Consider the following 16330-nt stretch of genomic DNA (forward strand, 5'->3'; position numbering starts at 1 on the left):
TTTTTTATTGGCAAATTGCATTTTGGTTAGGTGATCACCATGATATTTTTTTTTTGTGATTCATCTCTTAAAATAATGATTGAATTGAACTTCATACTATTTTTATGCTCTAAGTCTTGTAGCTCATAAAAAACGAGAAAGGAATAACGAGAGTAAATATGACGGAGTCATTTAAAAATAGTGCGAAGCTTGACTTCGGGAGAGTCCATCTCTAATGAGCGAGCAGTTAACGGACCAAATGTTGGTTGAAAAGGTACAAAATGGTGACCAGAAAGCCTTTAATTTGCTGGTTATCCGCTATCAACACAAGGTAGCAAGCCTGATTTCCCGTTACGTACCACAGGGCGATGTGCCAGATGTTTCGCAAGAGGCCTTTATTAAAGCTTATCGCGCCATTGGTTCTTTCCGTGGAGATAGTGCTTTTTATACATGGCTTTATCGCATTGCAGTGAATACAGCAAAGAATTATCTAGTCGCACAGGGGCGACGTCCGCCTTCGAATGATTTGGATGCGAGTGATGTTGAAAATTTCGAATCACCAAATGCGCTAAAAGAAATTTCGAACCCTGAGAATTTAATGTTGTCTGAAGAGTTACGGAGAGTGGTTTTTCACACCATAGAGTCATTACCTGAAGATTTAAGGGTTGCTATTACACTTCGGGAACTTGACGGGCTAAGCTATGAAGAGATAGCGGTCATTATGGATTGCCCTGTCGGAACAGTACGTTCACGTATTTTTAGGGCACGAGAAGCTATTGATAATAAGGTTCAACCATTAATACAAGAGTTTTAATTGTGGGTGAACCATCATTAACTGAAGGGTACTTTTACATGCAAAAAGAAAAACTTTCTGCATTTATGGATGGCGAAGTTCTTGATAAAGAATTAATGGGTACAATTGCACGTGATGACTCAATGAAAGAGACATGGCAACGCTACCATTTGATTCGTGACACAATGCGTGGTGATGTAGGTGAAGTAGTCCACTTTGATATCGCAAGTCGCGTTGCGCTCGCTTTAGAGAATGAACCTGTTCGCATAAGTCCTGAACAACAACGAGAGCAGCAACCTGCGCCATCACAATGGCGTCAGCACGCTTTCTTACAAAAGTTACGCCCTTGGGCAAGTCAGTTAACTCAAATCGGTGTCGCAGCTTGTGTTTCATTAGCTGTTATTGTGGGGGTTCAACAATATAATGGACAAAGCGGTTCTGAAGATTTCCAAGTAGACACGCCTGTATTTAATACTCAACCTATTATGGGTTCAGGTTCACCGGTAAGCTTAAATCTTCAAAGTGATACTTTAGGTAAAGACCAGCAAACACGTTTACAAGAGCGTAATCAGCGTCTTGGATTAATGTTGCAACAGTATGAGTTAGATCGTCGTATCTATAATGCACCACAAAATGAAGCACCAGTGAGTGCTCAAGGTGAAACTCAACCCGTAGTAGCACAGTAATAATAGATGTGAATGTATAAATAACGTGTGGGAATAAAACAGTCGTAATGAAAAAATCATGGTTATCCACCTTATTGCTGGTGGGCAGCCTATCAATGCCGATACAAGCCTTGGCACAACCTCAAACGGGTAGTGTCGAGGCTTTGTTGCAAAAGATGGGTCAGACAAGTCAAAGCTCTACCTATGAATTATCTTTTATCAATATCAATTCTCAAGGTATTGTTCCTATTCGCTATCGTCACACTCTTATTGATGGCAAACCACTTGCACAATTAATGCAAATGGATAGTACTCGCCGTGAAATAGTTCAACGTGGTGATGAAATCAGCTATTTTGAGCCAGGCTTAGATGCTTTTAGCTTAAGAAATGATCATATTGTTGATTATATCCCTTCGATCATTTACCAAGATTTCAAAGAATTATCAGATTATTATAATTTTATTGATGCAGGTAGAACGCATATTGGTGATATTCCAAGCCGAGTTGTCCGAGTGCTCTCAAAAAACAATGACCGTTATGATTATGTCTTGTTTATTGATGAAGAAAGATATTTGCCTTTAAGAGTCGATCTTTTAGATAAGAATAATGACATCATTGAACAATTTCGAGTGATCACCGTTAATGAAGGGAGTAACGTCAAAACAGAACTTAATGCGTTACGTACCGTCAATATGCCACCTTTATTACTTGTACCAAAAACTAAGCCATTAGTTTATAACTGGTCGGTTAGTCAATTACCTGAGGGATTTAAAGAGGTAAAACGTAGTAACCATCAAATTTCTGAAACTGAGTTCAGTCAGTCTATTTTATTTAGCGATGGTTTATTTGACTTCTCTATTTATGTTAATAAAAGTAGTCAACAGGTTAATTCGCCCGAACGCGATAAAATGTTGAGGTATGGTCGTAATACAATTTATACCTATGACAAAGAAGGTAATGAAATTACCTTTATTGGTCAATTACCATTTCCTACGGCACAAGCAATAGTGAATAGTGTTGTATTTACGAAAAAGTAAAAGGGTATAAGTTATGGTTAAAGAGTGGGCAACCGTTATACATTGGCATGAAGGACGTGCGTTATTACGCTATGGATCTTCTTCTGGCTGTGGTAGTTGCCAAGCTCGCGCTGCGTGTGGCTCTTATTTATTAAATAAAATAGGGCCTGAAACCGTTCATCAACTCGAACTTCCCATTGCACAACCATTAGTCGAAGGGCAAAAAGTGGAAGTGGGTATTCCTGAAAATAATCTGCTTCTTTCCGCAATGCTAGTGTATTTAACACCACTAATTGGCTTATTTATTATCGCCGGCATTTCGAGCTTTTGGTTTTCAAGTGAACTGGCTATTTTTTTCAGTGGACTTGTGGGCGGTGCCCTTGGTTTTTTATTTGCTAAAAAAAGTGGCGACTTGGTGGAGTAAAGATGAAGGTTTTGAACCTATTGTATTGCAAATAGGGCTTCCACCCCATGAGCTTAAAGTTCAATTTCAAGAATAATGCATTGATTAAATAGTGGGGCATCTGCTCCATTATTTTTGTCATGTTTGTTTTTGTCATAATCACTATCTTAAATTAACTCATTTCTATATCTGGAAATTACCCGCAAAAAATTACAAATATATGCAAGTCTTAGCATAAATGTTTGTGTTTGATGAACGTTTCTTTGAGTATAATGTCTCTAGTGTGTAGAATGCGTCATCAATAATAACTCCTGCAATATAGAGTTTTCGCTTTGTGTCCATGAATGACTCCAAAGCCAGATTTATAGAGCAAAGCAATAGAGAAAAATAATTTCAGAATGAAAAACATACGTAACTTTTCCATTATCGCACATATTGACCACGGTAAATCGACGTTATCAGATCGAATTATTCAAATTTGTGGTGGCTTATCAGATCGTGAAATGGCTGCGCAGGTTCTTGATTCTATGGATCTTGAGCGTGAACGTGGTATTACAATCAAAGCGCAAAGCGTAACCTTGAATTACACCGCTGATGACGGTGAAGTTTATCAGCTTAACTTTATCGATACCCCAGGACACGTTGACTTCTCTTATGAAGTATCTCGTTCACTTGCTGCGTGTGAAGGCGCCTTATTGGTCGTAGATGCAGGGCAAGGGGTTGAAGCGCAAACATTAGCAAATTGCTATACCGCGATGGATATGGATCTCACCGTCGTTCCCGTTTTAAATAAAATAGATTTACCCGCAGCAGAGCCTGAGCGTGTTGCAGAAGAGATTGAAGATATTGTGGGGATCGATGCCACAGATGCAGTACGTTGCTCTGCAAAAACAGGTATTGGTGTTAAAGAAGTTATCGAACGTCTTGTTAAAGAAATTCCAGCACCTGAAGGTGATGCAGACGCACCATTACAAGCACTGATTATTGACTCTTGGTTTGATAACTACCTTGGTGTAGTTTCTCTGATCCGTGTTAAAAACGGTAAAGTCAGTAAAGGCGATAAAATCAAGGTAATGAGTACGGGGCAGATTTATAACATTGACCGTATTGGTATTTTTACACCAAAACAAATTGACACAGCATCATTAAATTGTGGTGAAGTGGGTTGGGTTGTTTGTGGTATTAAAGATATTTTAGGTGCGCCGGTAGGGGATACCTTAACAGCAGCACAAAAACCAGCTGATAAGCCATTACCAGGCTTTAAAAAAGTTAAACCACAGGTTTATGCAGGTTTATTCCCAATAAGTTCTGACGACTATGAATCATTCCGCGATGCATTAGGTAAATTGAGCTTAAACGATGCTTCATTATTCTATGAACCAGAAAGCTCATCTGCATTAGGTTTCGGTTTCCGTTGTGGTTTCTTGGGTCTTCTTCATATGGAGATTATTCAAGAGCGTTTAGAACGTGAATATGACCTCGACCTGATTACAACGGCGCCAACCGTCGTTTATGAAGTTGAAATGACGAATGGTGATATTATATTAGTGGATAGCCCGTCTAAATTACCACCATTGAATAATATTGAAGAAATCAGAGAACCTATTGCTGAATGTCATATGTTATTACCGCAAGAATACTTAGGTAATGTCATTACTTTATGTATCGAAAAACGCGGGGTTCAAACCAATATGGTCTATCATGGTAATCAGGTTTCATTAACTTATGAAATCCCGATGGCTGAAGTGGTATTAGATTTCTTTGACCGCTTAAAATCAACATCACGCGGTTATGCTTCTTTAGACTATAACTTTATTCGTTTCCAAGGCTCTAACATGGTACGTGTAGATGTCTTGATTAATGGTGATCGCGTTGATGCTTTAGCATTGATTACACATAACGATAATGCACCTTATCGTGGTCGTGAACTGGTGGAAAAAATGAAAGAATTTATTCCACGACAACAGTTTGATATCGCTATCCAAGCGGCAATTGGTAACCATATTATTGCTCGTTCAACTGTCAAACAGTTACGTAAAAACGTATTAGCCAAATGTTATGGTGGTGACGTTAGCCGTAAGAAGAAACTGTTACAGAAACAGAAAGATGGTAAAAAACGTATGAAGCAAATTGGTAACGTAGAGCTACCACAAGAAGCGTTTTTAGCCATTCTTCATGTTGGTAAAGATAAATAATTTAAGGAGAGAACATGGCTACCACGTTTGCCTTGATCCTAACGCTGGCAACGCTAATAACGGGAATTTTTTGGGGATTTGAGCACTTTAAGCTTAAGCCCGCTCGAAAAGCAAAACTAAAGCGTCTTCAAGAGATGACGCAAGGAACCGAGGATCAGCAGGAGTTAGCAAAATCAATTAATAAACCAAGCTGGGCAGAGACATTAGGCTCTTTATTCCCAGTTTTGATTATTGTTTTGATTTTGCGTTCATTTGTGTATGAGCCGTTTCAAATACCTTCTCGCTCCATGATGCCAACTTTGTTGGTTGGCGATTTTATCTTGGTTGAAAAGTTTGCCTATGGATTAAAAGATCCAATTACACAAACGACGTTAATTAATACAGGGAAGCCCAAACGAGGCGATATCGCCGTATTTAAGTACCCTCGTGATCCTTCTACTGACTTTATTAAACGCGTTATTGGATTACCAGGCGATAAAATTGTTTATGATATGATGTCGAAAAAACTTCATATCTATCCAAATTGTGATAAAACTATTTGTAATGAAGAAATATCAGTAACTTATGGTACTGCTTACCCAAGTGAATGGACGCTATTATTACAGAATGTACCGGGTGGTATGAAATCTATTCCAATTGAGGAGCCTATTTCAACGGCAACTCAATTACGTGAAGAAGAAAGGGTAGAAACTATTGATAAAGTCTCTCACCGTATTATGACAATACCTGGTGATATGACGATGCCAGAGTTTATCCAACCCGGATTACCTGTTGGTACGTGGATTGTCCCTGAAGGTCATTACTTTATGATGGGTGATAATCGAGATGGTAGTTCAGATAGTCGCTTCTGGGGCTTTGTTCCAGAGAAAAACTTAGTAGGTAAAGCGACAACAATCTGGATGAGCTTTGAAAAAGTAGAGAATGAATGGCCAACAGGCGTTCGTTTTAGCCGTATCGGTGGCATTAAGTAATTATTAACAAAATAGCGACAGCATTCCTTCTTATCTAAGTGTAGAATATGTCGCTTCTTTAAATCTGATTGGCTCCTGTTATTAGCAGGAGCAGTGCAAACGCAACAGTTCTGTTATCCAACCCGATAATCTCTCGTTGTTTCAAACAGATTTGTTGCGTGTGCTTCAAATTAAGTTATGGAAATTGATCGCACATGAATACTTTATTAGTAAACCAGTTACAAAAGAAGCTGGGTTATACTTTTACGCAAAATGAATTATTACTACAGGCTTTAACGCATCGAAGTGCTAGCAGTAAGCATAATGAACGTTTAGAATTTTTAGGTGATTCAATTCTAAGCTATGTGATTGCTAACGCACTTTATCATCGCTTTCCTCGTGTTGATGAAGGTGATATGAGCCGAATGAGAGCAACGCTTGTTCGTGGAAATACACTCGCTGAATTAGCGCGTGAATTTGAACTAGGCGAATGCCTACGTTTAGGTCCAGGGGAATTAAAAAGTGGCGGTTTTCGTCGTGAATCAATTTTAGCGGATACGGTGGAAGCTTTAATTGGTGCAATTTTCCTTGATAGTGATATTCAAAATATCGAAAAAATTATTTTAAACTGGTATGAGAATCGTTTGGCTGAAATCAGCCCAGGCGATAAGCAAAAAGATCCTAAAACTCGTTTGCAAGAGTATTTGCAAGGTCGTCATTTACCATTACCTTCTTATATTGTTGTGCAGGTTCGTGGCGAAGCCCATGATCAAGAGTTTACGATCCATTGTCAGATAAGCGGTATCGAACAACCTGTCAAAGGGATGGGGACAAGCCGTCGTAAAGCTGAACAGGCCGCTGCTGAACAGGCATTAATACAACTGGAGCTTGAATGAGCGAAGAACAAACCTATTGCGGATTTATTGCGATAGTCGGTCGCCCAAATGTGGGAAAATCAACACTACTGAACCAATTACTGGGGCAGAAAGTTTCTATTACATCACGTAAACCGCAAACTACGCGTCACCGTATCATGGGGATTGATACTGATGGTGCTTACCAAGCGATTTATGTGGATACACCAGGCTTGCATATTGAAGAAAAGCGAGCGATTAACAGACTAATGAACCGCGCAGCAAGCAGTTCAATTGGTGATGTTGAATTAGTTATTTTCGTTGTTGAGGGCACTAACTGGACGCCAGATGACGAAATGGTGTTAAATAAATTAAAATCATTGCGTTGTCCTGTTTTATTAGCCATTAATAAAGTGGATAACGTGACTGATAAAACCAAGTTACTTCCACATATTGGCTTTTTAAGTCAACAAATGGATTTTCTTGATGTCGTACCAATCAGTGCTGAAAAAAACATGAATATCGATACGATAGCGAAAATCGTACGTAAATGTTTACCAGAAGCGACTCATCACTTTCCAGAAGATTATATTACTGATCGCTCTCAGCGTTTTATGGCATCAGAAATTATTCGTGAGAAATTGATGCGCTTTTTAGGTGAGGAATTACCTTATTCTGTCACTGTTGAAATTGAACAATTCGTTACCAATGAGCGTGGGGGTTATGATATCCACGGATTAATTCTGGTTGAGCGAGAAGGCCAGAAAAAAATGGTTATTGGTAATAAAGGTGCGAAAATCAAGAAAATTGGTACTGAAGCCCGTATGGATATGGAAGACTTATTTGAAAACAAAGTTCACTTAGAACTTTGGGTAAAAGTCAAAGCTGGCTGGGCTGATGATGAACGCGCTTTACGTAGCCTTGGCTATGTGGACGATTTAAAGTAGGTAACTGAAGTGGATGGCTGGCAACGTGCATTTGTTATCCATGCTCGACCTTACAGTGAAACGAGTTTATTACTCGATTTTTTCACTGAAAATGAAGGGCGAGTACGCATATTGTCAAAAGGTGCACGAGGCCGTCGCTCACCCTTAAAAGGCGCACTTCAACCTTTTACTCCTTTGCTCATTCGTTGGAGTGGGCGAGGAGAAATCAAAACCCTTCGTGATGCTGAACCTATCTCTTTAGCATTACCATTGACAGGCTCTGTACTATACAGTGGTTTGTATCTTAATGAGTTATTGTCTCGTGTTTTAGAAAGTGGTACATCTTATAGTGTGCTTTTCTTTGAATATCTCTCTTGTTTGCAAATTCTTGCCGCTAGCGATACGACACCTGAAGCCGCACTAAGACGCTTTGAACTCGCGTTATTAACACAACTTGGCTATGGCTTAGATTTTCTGCATTGTGCTGGAAGTGGAGAACCTGTTTCAGATTCGATGACCTACCGTTATCGAGAAGAAAAAAGGTTTTATTGCGAGTTTAGTGGTTGATCATAATAGTTTTACTGGATTTGAATTAAAATCTTTAGCCAGTCGCGAATTTCCTACTGTTGAAACATTAAAAGCGGCAAAACGGTTTACTCGAATGGCATTGAAGCCCTATTTAGGCGGAAAACCATTAAAAAGTAGAGAACTATTTAGACAATTCGCCATTAAAAAATCCCCTAAGAAAAGAGCATTGATGGTAGAACAGTAATATTGTCTTTTTCTTCTCTATGGAATGTGTAAACTAAGGTAATGCAACGTTATTTTTCAGGAGAAGAGCATGTCTGATATTCTACTTGGCGTTAATATTGACCATATCGCCACCCTTCGTAATGCCCGAGGCACAACTTATCCCGATCCTGTTCAAGCGGCTTTTATTGCAGAACAAGCTGGTGCTGATGGTATTACTATCCATTTACGTGAAGATAGACGTCATATCACTGATCGTGACTTAATGTTGATAAGCCAAACAGTTCAGACAAGATTAAATCTAGAAATGGCCGTCACTGAAGAGATGATCGAGATAGCGTGTCAAACTCAGCCTGATTTTTGCTGTTTAGTACCTGAAAAACGCCAAGAAGTGACAACAGAAGGTGGGTTAGACGTTGTTGGCAATGAAGAGAAAATTGCTGATGCAATTAAGCGTTTATCGTTAGCGGGTATCAAAGTTTCTTTGTTTATTGACCCTGACCATGAACAAATTAACGCAGCTGACCGTGTTGGTGCACCTTTTATTGAGATCCACACTGGCGCTTATGCTGATGCTGAAGATGAGATGGCTCAAGAAAAAGAGTTTGTACGTATTCGTGATGCAGTGACTTATGCCGCATCCAAAGGCTTAAAAGTGAATGCGGGCCATGGTTTGCATTACCATAACGTGCAACGTATTGCCGCATTGCCTGAACTTTATGAACTGAATATTGGCCATGCAATTATTGCTAGAGCCGTATTTAGTGGATTGGCACCCGCGATTGAAGAAATGAAACGCTTAATGCGAGAAGCGCGTCGCTAATGGCTATTGTTGGCTTAGGTATGGATATTGTTGAGATATCACGTATCGAAGATATTATAGGGCGTTCTGGTGAACGCCTTGCTCGTCGTATTCTTACTGATACAGAATGGGAAATCTATCAATCTCATAAACAGCCAATACGCTTTTTAGCTAAGCGATTTGCTGTAAAAGAGGCTGCGGCAAAAGCATTAGGTACAGGCATTCGTTTAGGATTGGCTTTTAATCATTTTGAAGTACGTAATGATGAGTTAGGCAAACCCACACTGCACTTTTTAGCGGTTGCAAAAGAGATGGCAGAGAAAGCGGGGATAAATTCCATTCACGTAACACTTGCTGATGAACAGCGTTATGCTTGTGCGACAGTTATTTTAGAAAAATAGCTCTCTTAAATTTATCACCCACAAAATCATCGATTAAGGTTTAGATCTTATCTGCATGGTGGATCAACACAAATTTTTCCCATAATTCATCTTGAGATTCAGTATGAGTAGGATCAGTGATGATCGTATTCGTAATCGGACAAACCGATTGGCAAGTTGGTTTATCGTAATGTCCTACACATTCAGTGCAAAGATCAGGATTAATTTCATAAATTTCATCCCCCATTGAAATGGCATCATTTGGGCATTCTGGTTCACACATATCGCAATTGATGCATTTCTTCGTAATTAATAAAGCCATATCAGTCACTTAATATATAAATTATTAAATTTCAGTAACTTATATCTTGCACTTATATGTTACCATCTATCAGTTTTGTGTCGCTATATCCGATAAAGTAGTGTTTTATCATTCAAATAGGAATATTGTCCCAATCTTTTTGCTTAATAGGCACTAAGTAAGGGGATGTAAGATTACCATTTATGGTGACTGACCTAAAGTAGCATCGTTCAAATGATTAATTAGAATGTATAAATAAAAAAAACAAAAATAAATAACAAGAAAATAGTAACAAAAAATAGTATTTTTTGTGGTATTCAGCACACCTAATACCCTGTTATTGATGTTAAATAACGAAATAATATAAAGGGGTATACTATGCCAACACTGTTTAATATGTGGACGTTTGCACTTTTTATCCTTAGGTTTAGTGCTAACACCTGGCCCTAATATGATTTACCTGATCTCACGCTCAATCTCTCAAGGGAAAAAAGCTGGATTTATTTCACTAATTGGTGTGGCTGTTGGCTATATTTTTTATATGTTACTTGCAGCGTTTGGTATTACAGCGATTTTTATGGCAGTGCCTTATGCTTACGATACATTAAAAATTTGTGGGGCTATTTATCTTTTTTTATATTGCTTGGCAATCTATTAAGCCCGGTGGGCGTTCTATCTTTCATCCCAAAAAATTACTTTCAGGTAATACGACAAAACTCTTTGTTATGGGGTTTATCACTAACCTGCTCAATCCTAAAATCGCATTAATGTACTTATCATTGTTACCTCAATTTATTAGTATTCCGAATGGCAGCGTTTTAAATCAATCATTAGTGTTGGGTAGCATTCAAATTATTATTAGCATAGCAGTAAATGCATTGATTGTTATTGCCGCAGGCTCTATTGCTGGGTTCTTTATGCAAAGACCGCGTTGGGCACTCGTTCAACGCTGGTTTATGGCAACAATTTTAGGGGCTTTAGCTATTAAATTAGCCACAGAAGCGCGCGTAAATTAACGGTTTATCAGGTGCGCTGTAAAATACCATCCTTCAGCGCGGAGAGGATGCCAACTTACTGTCTTTGTCATAAACAATTCAAGGCAATCTCTTTAGTTATCAATAGAAAACAGGGTACAATATCCCGCTATATGATAATGAAGAGATATCCTTGTGAATAAAGTTAAAGATGATATTTATTGGATGCATAAAGCGATTGAGCAAGCGCAAAAAGCACAAGAAATTGGTGAAATACCGGTTGGCGCAGTATTAGTCGTTGATAATAAAATCATTGCTAAAGGATGGAATCATTCAATCATTGATAATGATCCCACTGCACATGCAGAGATTATGGCATTACGTAAAGGGGGAAAGCATTTACAAAATTATCGTCTACTCGATGCGACGCTTTATATTACGCTAGAACCTTGTGTGATGTGTGCTGGAGCGATTGTGCATAGTCGGGTAAAACGCGTGGTTTATGGTGCCTCAGATTTAAAAACAGGTGCGGCAGGTTCATTTATTGATATTTTACAACATCCTGGAATGAACCATAAAGTAGAAATAACATCCGGTGTATTAGGTGAAGAGTGTTCACAGCTTTTAAGCCAATTCTTTAAAATGAGAAGGGCTGAAAAGAAACAACTTAAAAAACAAAAAGACAATCTAGTTATTATTAATACTGAACCAACAATAAAAGAATAATCTCTATTTACTGATAATTCAGGGTATATGTTGCTTGTGCTTGAAAAGGACCTGTTAGCAATGTTTGATTTTTCAACGCAGAGGGTGATGCTTCAACATACGTCATAAAATTAAATTGAATGCGTTTATTATTAAGAAGTTGAGTTGTACTCGGCTTTTTTAATTGAATAATATTGCGTTGAAGATCGGTAAATACAATCCCTATACTTTTAGGATCTTCAGATCCTGTACCAACAACAGCAAGGTGATTTGGCATTGTAGGATGCTCCTTCCCATCTAACGTAATTGTGACGCTTTTATAAATATCCTGACTGCAGTTTTCTAAACTAATGCTAAAAGCAACAGGCTTACTTTTTTGAAAAGTATAGAGGTCTTTTGCTGATATCTGTTTAAAATCAACAACTTTATTTTCATCACCAGCAACAATAGTGCAACCATGTGCAACCACTACACCTTTAAATTCCATATCGCCACCAATAAGTTCGGTTGCAGCAAATGTTGTCGGTGAAAGCAATAATAAAAGATAAATCGCAGATTTTATTATTGGATTTTTCATTACATAAACTCCGCAACTAATGTGGCATGTGCTGAAAACTCACCTTCAGGAATTTTACTTCCTGTTTTTGCTATGGGGGCGGCACTGACTTCCCAGTTTCCTGTAAAATTATTCAGCTTACCAACAGAAAAATATTTATTTGGTGGCACAATTGTCCCCGATTTATCTCTTAAAACAATGCCTAAATTTGTTCTATCAACAGAGCCTGTTGTTCCAAGATAGTCAGCGTTAAAACTTGCAACACCCGAGCTTCCCGTTTGGATTTTAAACATTATTTTGCTATTAGGATTAGTAAAACTGCCGCCTTCACATCTAATTTGGATATTGCGTGTAATTTTATAATTTTGGCCATTTAAATAATCAGAAGTATTACCCACATTGCCAAAATCAAAGGTAATTGGGGCGCCGTTATTAAAGATACATTTATCTTCGGTTGTGATGATCCCTGATGTAATAATCAGTTTGGATATAGGCTCATTACCATATCCTGTCGGTCTGCTTCTATAGCTTACCATGGCATACATTTGTGCAAGAGATTGGCCATTTAAGCTTACTCCGTTAATAATGGGTTTTCTTAAGCGGAAAGTGAGTTCTCCACTGCTACCGGATGAAATATGAGGTTTTGGAGATTCAGGTCTTGTACAACCTTGTAGATTATTTCTTTTGTTTTCTTTATTTTCAAAAGGGACGGTAGGGAGAGGATCAGGTCCCCAAATTTCAAATTTAATACGAACATCTACATATTCATTTAATTGATAAAAATTATTACCAACAGGAAGTAAGTCTGTGGTCGCTTTAAAGTAAGTTAATGCTCTTTTATCAATATTTGTGCTAGGGCAATGTACTGTACCATCATAGCGATCTGGCAAGGAAAATTTAACAGTCGTTGTTTCACCTGCGCGATTATTAGGGAACGTTGTATTATCTAATGCGGCATAAAAAAATATTAGGTCCGCCATTCGTTCTCACTTCACCCTGTAGATAAGCCATAGTAGAAATTGGCATTAATGAGAAAATGCCGGTACAAAATAGCATTACAGATTTGGAATGAATGTTTTTTTTATTGAATTGCATTTTATTCCTACCGGCATCAAGTTAATTAATATTTGGGTTGTTGTTCTTTTGGGGCTGCTTTACAGCTATTTTGTTGGCAAACAAATTTTAATTCTGGATGCCCACCGTAATCATTCACATACATCATGTAAAACTGATTGACGTTACTGGTTTTCACAGGAATTTCCAGTGATGATTTAGGCGCAACCATTAAACCTGGGAAAGTGGTTAACTTATCGCTATCTTCACCATTCAATTTATTAGAAAGCCCAATAATAGTGATGTAGTAAGGTGTCGGATTTTCGGCAATAAATTGATTACCTTGTTTTTTAAACACTAATTGGTCTTGCCAAATCATGCCTGGCTTTTCAGGAATAATCGCAGTTGGGCGGTAGAATAATTTAATGCGAGACTGCATTGCCATTTGCAACACGTTAGCTTGTTTGGGGGCGGGTGGAATTTCACGCACGTTTAAATAAAACAACGATTCTCTATCTTGTGGTAAAAGCCCAATTTCTGCTGTTTTGGTAATTCTGACAACCCCTTTTTGGTCACCATCAAGACGCTGTAAAGGTGGCAACGCAACTAAAGGAGAAGCAATTTTTTGTCCGTGTTCATTTTCAACCCATGATTGCGCTAAAAAAGGGATATCAGGGCTAGTATTTTTTAAATTTACGCTAGCTGAGTTTTCGTTACCCATGAGTACAATGCGTGTTCTATCTAATGACACGCCTGCTTGAGTTGTACTCACTATGCTGAGTGCAATTAAAGAGCCACAAAAAAGCGTTTTGATTGTGTTGAATGATTTCATACAATTATCTCTAGTAATTCATTTTGTTCATTAAAATCCCTGACATAATAGCAATTCACGTTTGAGTGGATCGTTAATTGCTGCGGGAATTGTAATCGTGCACTGGGTTTTCCCCCCCCAGATCACGTTTAATGATTCATTAAGGTTAACACCGGCGATATAAACTAAGCCATCTTCCATCACCATTCCCATATTTTCACCGTTTTTATTGGTGATTTCGGCACCAAATGGCGGGTGTTTTTGATCGACAGTTTGCAAGATAGCCATTAGGCGCTCACCTTGGCGAACAGGGAATTTATAGTAGCCAATCGCGCCTTCAGTTAATGTTGCTGAAGTAATAGCTTTGTGTGTTTCAATATCTGAATCCATTTTATCAACATCAATACGAGCATCAACATTGTTATAACTCGTTAAGTCAGTTAATACTCCAATACCAAATAGGTTTGTCGTAGTGCTTTGATTATTAAATGGCACACCAGCAACACCCTCTGTATCAACCATCATGCGAGCAGTACTCGATGTCATGCTACTACTGTGTAATGCGGCACCTTGGCGTGTCGCCGTAAATCCACCTTTAATTGTTGCACCGAGTGCAACATAATTATCTTGTTGATAGCTTGCATTGGCATTAATTTCTGCATATTGCGAACGGTGTTGATAATAACCATCAGTATTCGCTTTATTATCTGAGCTTAAACCCGCACGGACACGCCATAGATTATTATAATTGCTATTATCGGAATAAGAGGCCATTTGGCTTATTTTTCCGTTACTGTCTTGCAAGCTATAACCTATGCTTTTGCCGCTTCCTAATGGAATTGAAAGATTGAAAGAAATACTGTCATCAGTATTTCCTTTATGCTGAGTACGAAATGCAGATAAGTTAGTATTAATCTGCTCTATACCCATAATAGAGAAATTGCGGCTTACCGAAACACCATATTGCTCTTGTGTATTTTTATCCCAATAGTTTTGGTGTCGGTAAGAGAGATAAAGTGTTGTCGACTTTTCAATATCATCTGCCCAAAAAGTTTTTGTTACCTGTAATGGTATACATCTCTTTTTCATAACCGTTATTATTAATGTCGTTGTAACGTTCATCTATATATTGAGAGAAAGAGCGGAATGTTTTCTCTGAAAAACGGTAACCTGCAAATGTGATCGTACTATGATATTCATCGAATGTTTTAGCGTAGTTTAGTTTAAATGACATTCCGTTGATATTTTCATTACGATAGGTTTTGCTATAAGACTGAGTAATATCACCTGAAAGCGTACCTAAACGTCCCATATCGTGACCTAAACCTAATGACCACGCATTGTAATCTTTAGCCGTTAACAAAACACCACCGTACAGTGACCATGTGTTGTTCATACCCCATGAAAAATCACCTTGGTAAAAAATAGGGCCTTGCATTTTATGATTGTTGAGTGATGACTGACCCATTGATGTGTTATAACGCACTGAGCCTGGACGAGTCATATAAGGCAGATTAGCTGTTTGTACTTGAAATTCGTTGACTTTACCGTTTTGCTCTTCGACTCTGACATTGAGTTGACCTTGAACGGTATCTTGTAAATGTTTAATAACAAAAGGACCAGCAGGTACTGTAGTTTCATAAACTAAGCGACCATTTTGCGTTACAGTTACTTTAGCATTAGTGTTTGCAATACCATGAATTTCAGGTGCATATCCTTGCAAAGAAGGAGGCAACATTCTTTCATCACTTTGTATATTGGCACCAGTAAAACGAAAGCTATCAAAAACTTGAGAGTTTAAATAAGTTTCACCAAGTGTTAATTTTGCGGCTTGGTTAGGTAGTGGTTTATAGGCGTAAATCTGATTCCAATCAAAGCGATTATTGATGAATATTCAGATGAATAGTTTCCTTGATATTCAGCACGTAATCGCCATTCACCTAAGTTAATCCCAGCTTGTCCATATCCTGTCAATGTGTTGTTATTATTACCTTTATTTGGGCGAGTCGATGTACCCGTTAAGGTATAGTCAACTAATAACCCAGATATACCCGGATCCCACAATTCAGGTGGTGTCCAATCCATATCTTCATATTTCATTAATGAACGAGGTATAACAATCCCAGCTTGTCCATATCCTGTCAATGTGTTGTTATTATTACCTTTATTTGGGCGAGTCGATGTACCCGTTAAGGTATAGTCAACTAATAACCCAGA

Annotated in this window: 17 protein-coding genes and 3 pseudogenes; 13 read left to right on the forward strand and 7 right to left on the reverse strand. The window is 38.2% G+C overall.

The window, feature by feature from the left end; all coding sequences use genetic code 11:
- The first annotated feature begins 214 nt into the window (after positions 1 to 214).
- From rpoE to acpS, 11 genes and pseudogenes are all read left to right on the forward strand, one after another.
- A complete protein-coding gene (rpoE, locus tag BHE89_RS14785; protein WP_006533574.1) occupies positions 215 to 793 on the forward strand; it encodes an RNA polymerase sigma factor RpoE in 579 nt (192 codons plus the stop codon).
- Positions 794 to 831: 38 nt separating this feature from the next.
- Entirely contained in the window at positions 832 to 1458 is a 627-nt protein-coding gene (gene rseA, locus BHE89_RS14790; RefSeq protein ID WP_248620715.1) for an anti-sigma-E factor RseA, read from the forward strand.
- A gap of 47 nt (positions 1459 to 1505) precedes the next feature.
- Positions 1506 to 2474: a sigma-E factor regulatory protein RseB gene (gene rseB / locus BHE89_RS14795; RefSeq protein WP_069367818.1), complete on the forward strand. Its 969-nt coding sequence runs from the start codon at positions 1506 to 1508 to the stop codon at positions 2472 to 2474.
- Between the two features lie 13 nt (positions 2475 to 2487).
- A pseudogene (rseC, locus tag BHE89_RS14800) lies at positions 2488 to 2953 on the forward strand (SoxR-reducing system protein RseC).
- A 301-nt stretch (positions 2954 to 3254) separates the two neighbouring features.
- The gene (lepA, locus tag BHE89_RS14805; protein ID WP_069367820.1) at positions 3255 to 5051 is read left to right on the forward strand and encodes a translation elongation factor 4; all 1797 of its coding nucleotides are present in this window, start codon (positions 3255 to 3257) and stop codon (positions 5049 to 5051) included.
- A 14-nt stretch (positions 5052 to 5065) separates the two neighbouring features.
- Positions 5066 to 6022, forward strand: a complete 957-nt coding sequence (gene lepB, locus BHE89_RS14810) for a signal peptidase I (protein ID WP_069367821.1) — start codon at positions 5066 to 5068, stop codon at positions 6020 to 6022.
- A 194-nt stretch (positions 6023 to 6216) separates the two neighbouring features.
- Positions 6217 to 6897: a ribonuclease III gene (gene rnc, locus BHE89_RS14815; protein ID WP_069367822.1), complete on the forward strand. Its 681-nt coding sequence runs from the start codon at positions 6217 to 6219 to the stop codon at positions 6895 to 6897.
- On the forward strand, positions 6894 to 7802 hold the full coding sequence (era, locus tag BHE89_RS14820) for a GTPase Era (RefSeq protein ID WP_069367823.1): 909 nt from the start codon (positions 6894 to 6896) through the stop codon (positions 7800 to 7802). Before rnc ends, era begins: the two co-directional genes overlap by 4 nt.
- 9 nt (positions 7803 to 7811) lie before the next feature.
- Positions 7812 to 8553: pseudogene (recO, locus tag BHE89_RS14825) on the forward strand (DNA repair protein RecO).
- 69 nt (positions 8554 to 8622) lie between these two features.
- Entirely contained in the window at positions 8623 to 9354 is a 732-nt protein-coding gene (gene pdxJ / locus BHE89_RS14830) for a pyridoxine 5'-phosphate synthase (protein ID WP_069367825.1), read from the forward strand.
- Positions 9354 to 9734 carry a holo-ACP synthase gene (gene acpS, locus BHE89_RS14835; protein WP_069367826.1) on the forward strand — a complete coding sequence of 127 codons (381 nt, stop codon included), beginning with the start codon at positions 9354 to 9356 and terminating at the stop codon, positions 9732 to 9734. Before pdxJ ends, acpS begins: the two co-directional genes overlap by 1 nt.
- Positions 9735 to 9774: 40 nt before the next feature.
- On the opposite strand, the gene BHE89_RS14840 is transcribed toward acpS, so the two are convergent.
- A complete protein-coding gene (locus BHE89_RS14840; protein WP_069367827.1) occupies positions 9775 to 10035 on the reverse strand; it encodes a YfhL family 4Fe-4S dicluster ferredoxin in 261 nt (86 codons plus the stop codon).
- 357 nt (positions 10036 to 10392) lie between these two features.
- Between BHE89_RS14840 and BHE89_RS14845 the strand changes: the two are divergent.
- Together BHE89_RS14845 and tadA are read left to right on the forward strand one after the other, a co-directional pair.
- Positions 10393 to 11030, forward strand: a pseudogene (locus BHE89_RS14845) (LysE family translocator).
- 153 nt (positions 11031 to 11183) lie between these two features.
- Positions 11184 to 11714, forward strand: a complete 531-nt coding sequence (gene tadA, locus BHE89_RS14850) for a tRNA adenosine(34) deaminase TadA (RefSeq protein ID WP_069367829.1) — start codon at positions 11184 to 11186, stop codon at positions 11712 to 11714.
- Between the two features lie 7 nt (positions 11715 to 11721).
- On the opposite strand, the gene BHE89_RS14855 is transcribed toward tadA, so the two are convergent.
- The 6 genes from BHE89_RS14855 to BHE89_RS25945 form a co-directional block, all read right to left on the reverse strand.
- Complete coding sequence (locus tag BHE89_RS14855; protein ID WP_069367830.1) at positions 11722 to 12270, reverse strand: fimbrial protein; 549 nt, start codon at positions 12268 to 12270, stop codon at positions 11722 to 11724.
- Positions 12270 to 13229 carry a fimbrial protein gene (locus BHE89_RS14860; protein WP_286146176.1) on the reverse strand — a complete coding sequence of 320 codons (960 nt, stop codon included), beginning with the start codon at positions 13227 to 13229 and terminating at the stop codon, positions 12270 to 12272. Before BHE89_RS14860 ends, BHE89_RS14855 begins: the two co-directional genes overlap by 1 nt.
- A gap of 140 nt (positions 13230 to 13369) precedes the next feature.
- Positions 13370 to 14134, reverse strand: coding sequence for a fimbrial biogenesis chaperone (locus BHE89_RS14865; RefSeq protein ID WP_069367832.1), 765 nt, complete (start codon positions 14132 to 14134; stop codon positions 13370 to 13372).
- Between the two features lie 30 nt (positions 14135 to 14164).
- Positions 14165 to 15202 (reverse strand): fimbria/pilus outer membrane usher protein, encoded by a 1038-nt coding sequence (locus BHE89_RS25935; RefSeq protein WP_286146177.1) that lies wholly within the window; start codon positions 15200 to 15202, stop codon positions 14165 to 14167.
- Positions 15150 to 16007, reverse strand: coding sequence for a fimbria/pilus outer membrane usher protein (locus BHE89_RS25940; RefSeq protein WP_353615136.1), 858 nt, complete (start codon positions 16005 to 16007; stop codon positions 15150 to 15152). Before BHE89_RS25940 ends, BHE89_RS25935 begins: the two co-directional genes overlap by 53 nt.
- On the reverse strand, positions 15932 to 16330 hold a 399-nt coding region (locus BHE89_RS25945; RefSeq protein WP_286146178.1), incomplete at its 5' end, for a FimD/PapC N-terminal domain-containing protein. The genes BHE89_RS25940 and BHE89_RS25945, both read right to left, overlap by 76 nt.

It is taken from the genome of Shigella sp. FC1967 (assembly GCF_001743005.1).
Classification (GTDB): Bacteria; Pseudomonadota; Gammaproteobacteria; order Enterobacterales; family Enterobacteriaceae; genus Proteus.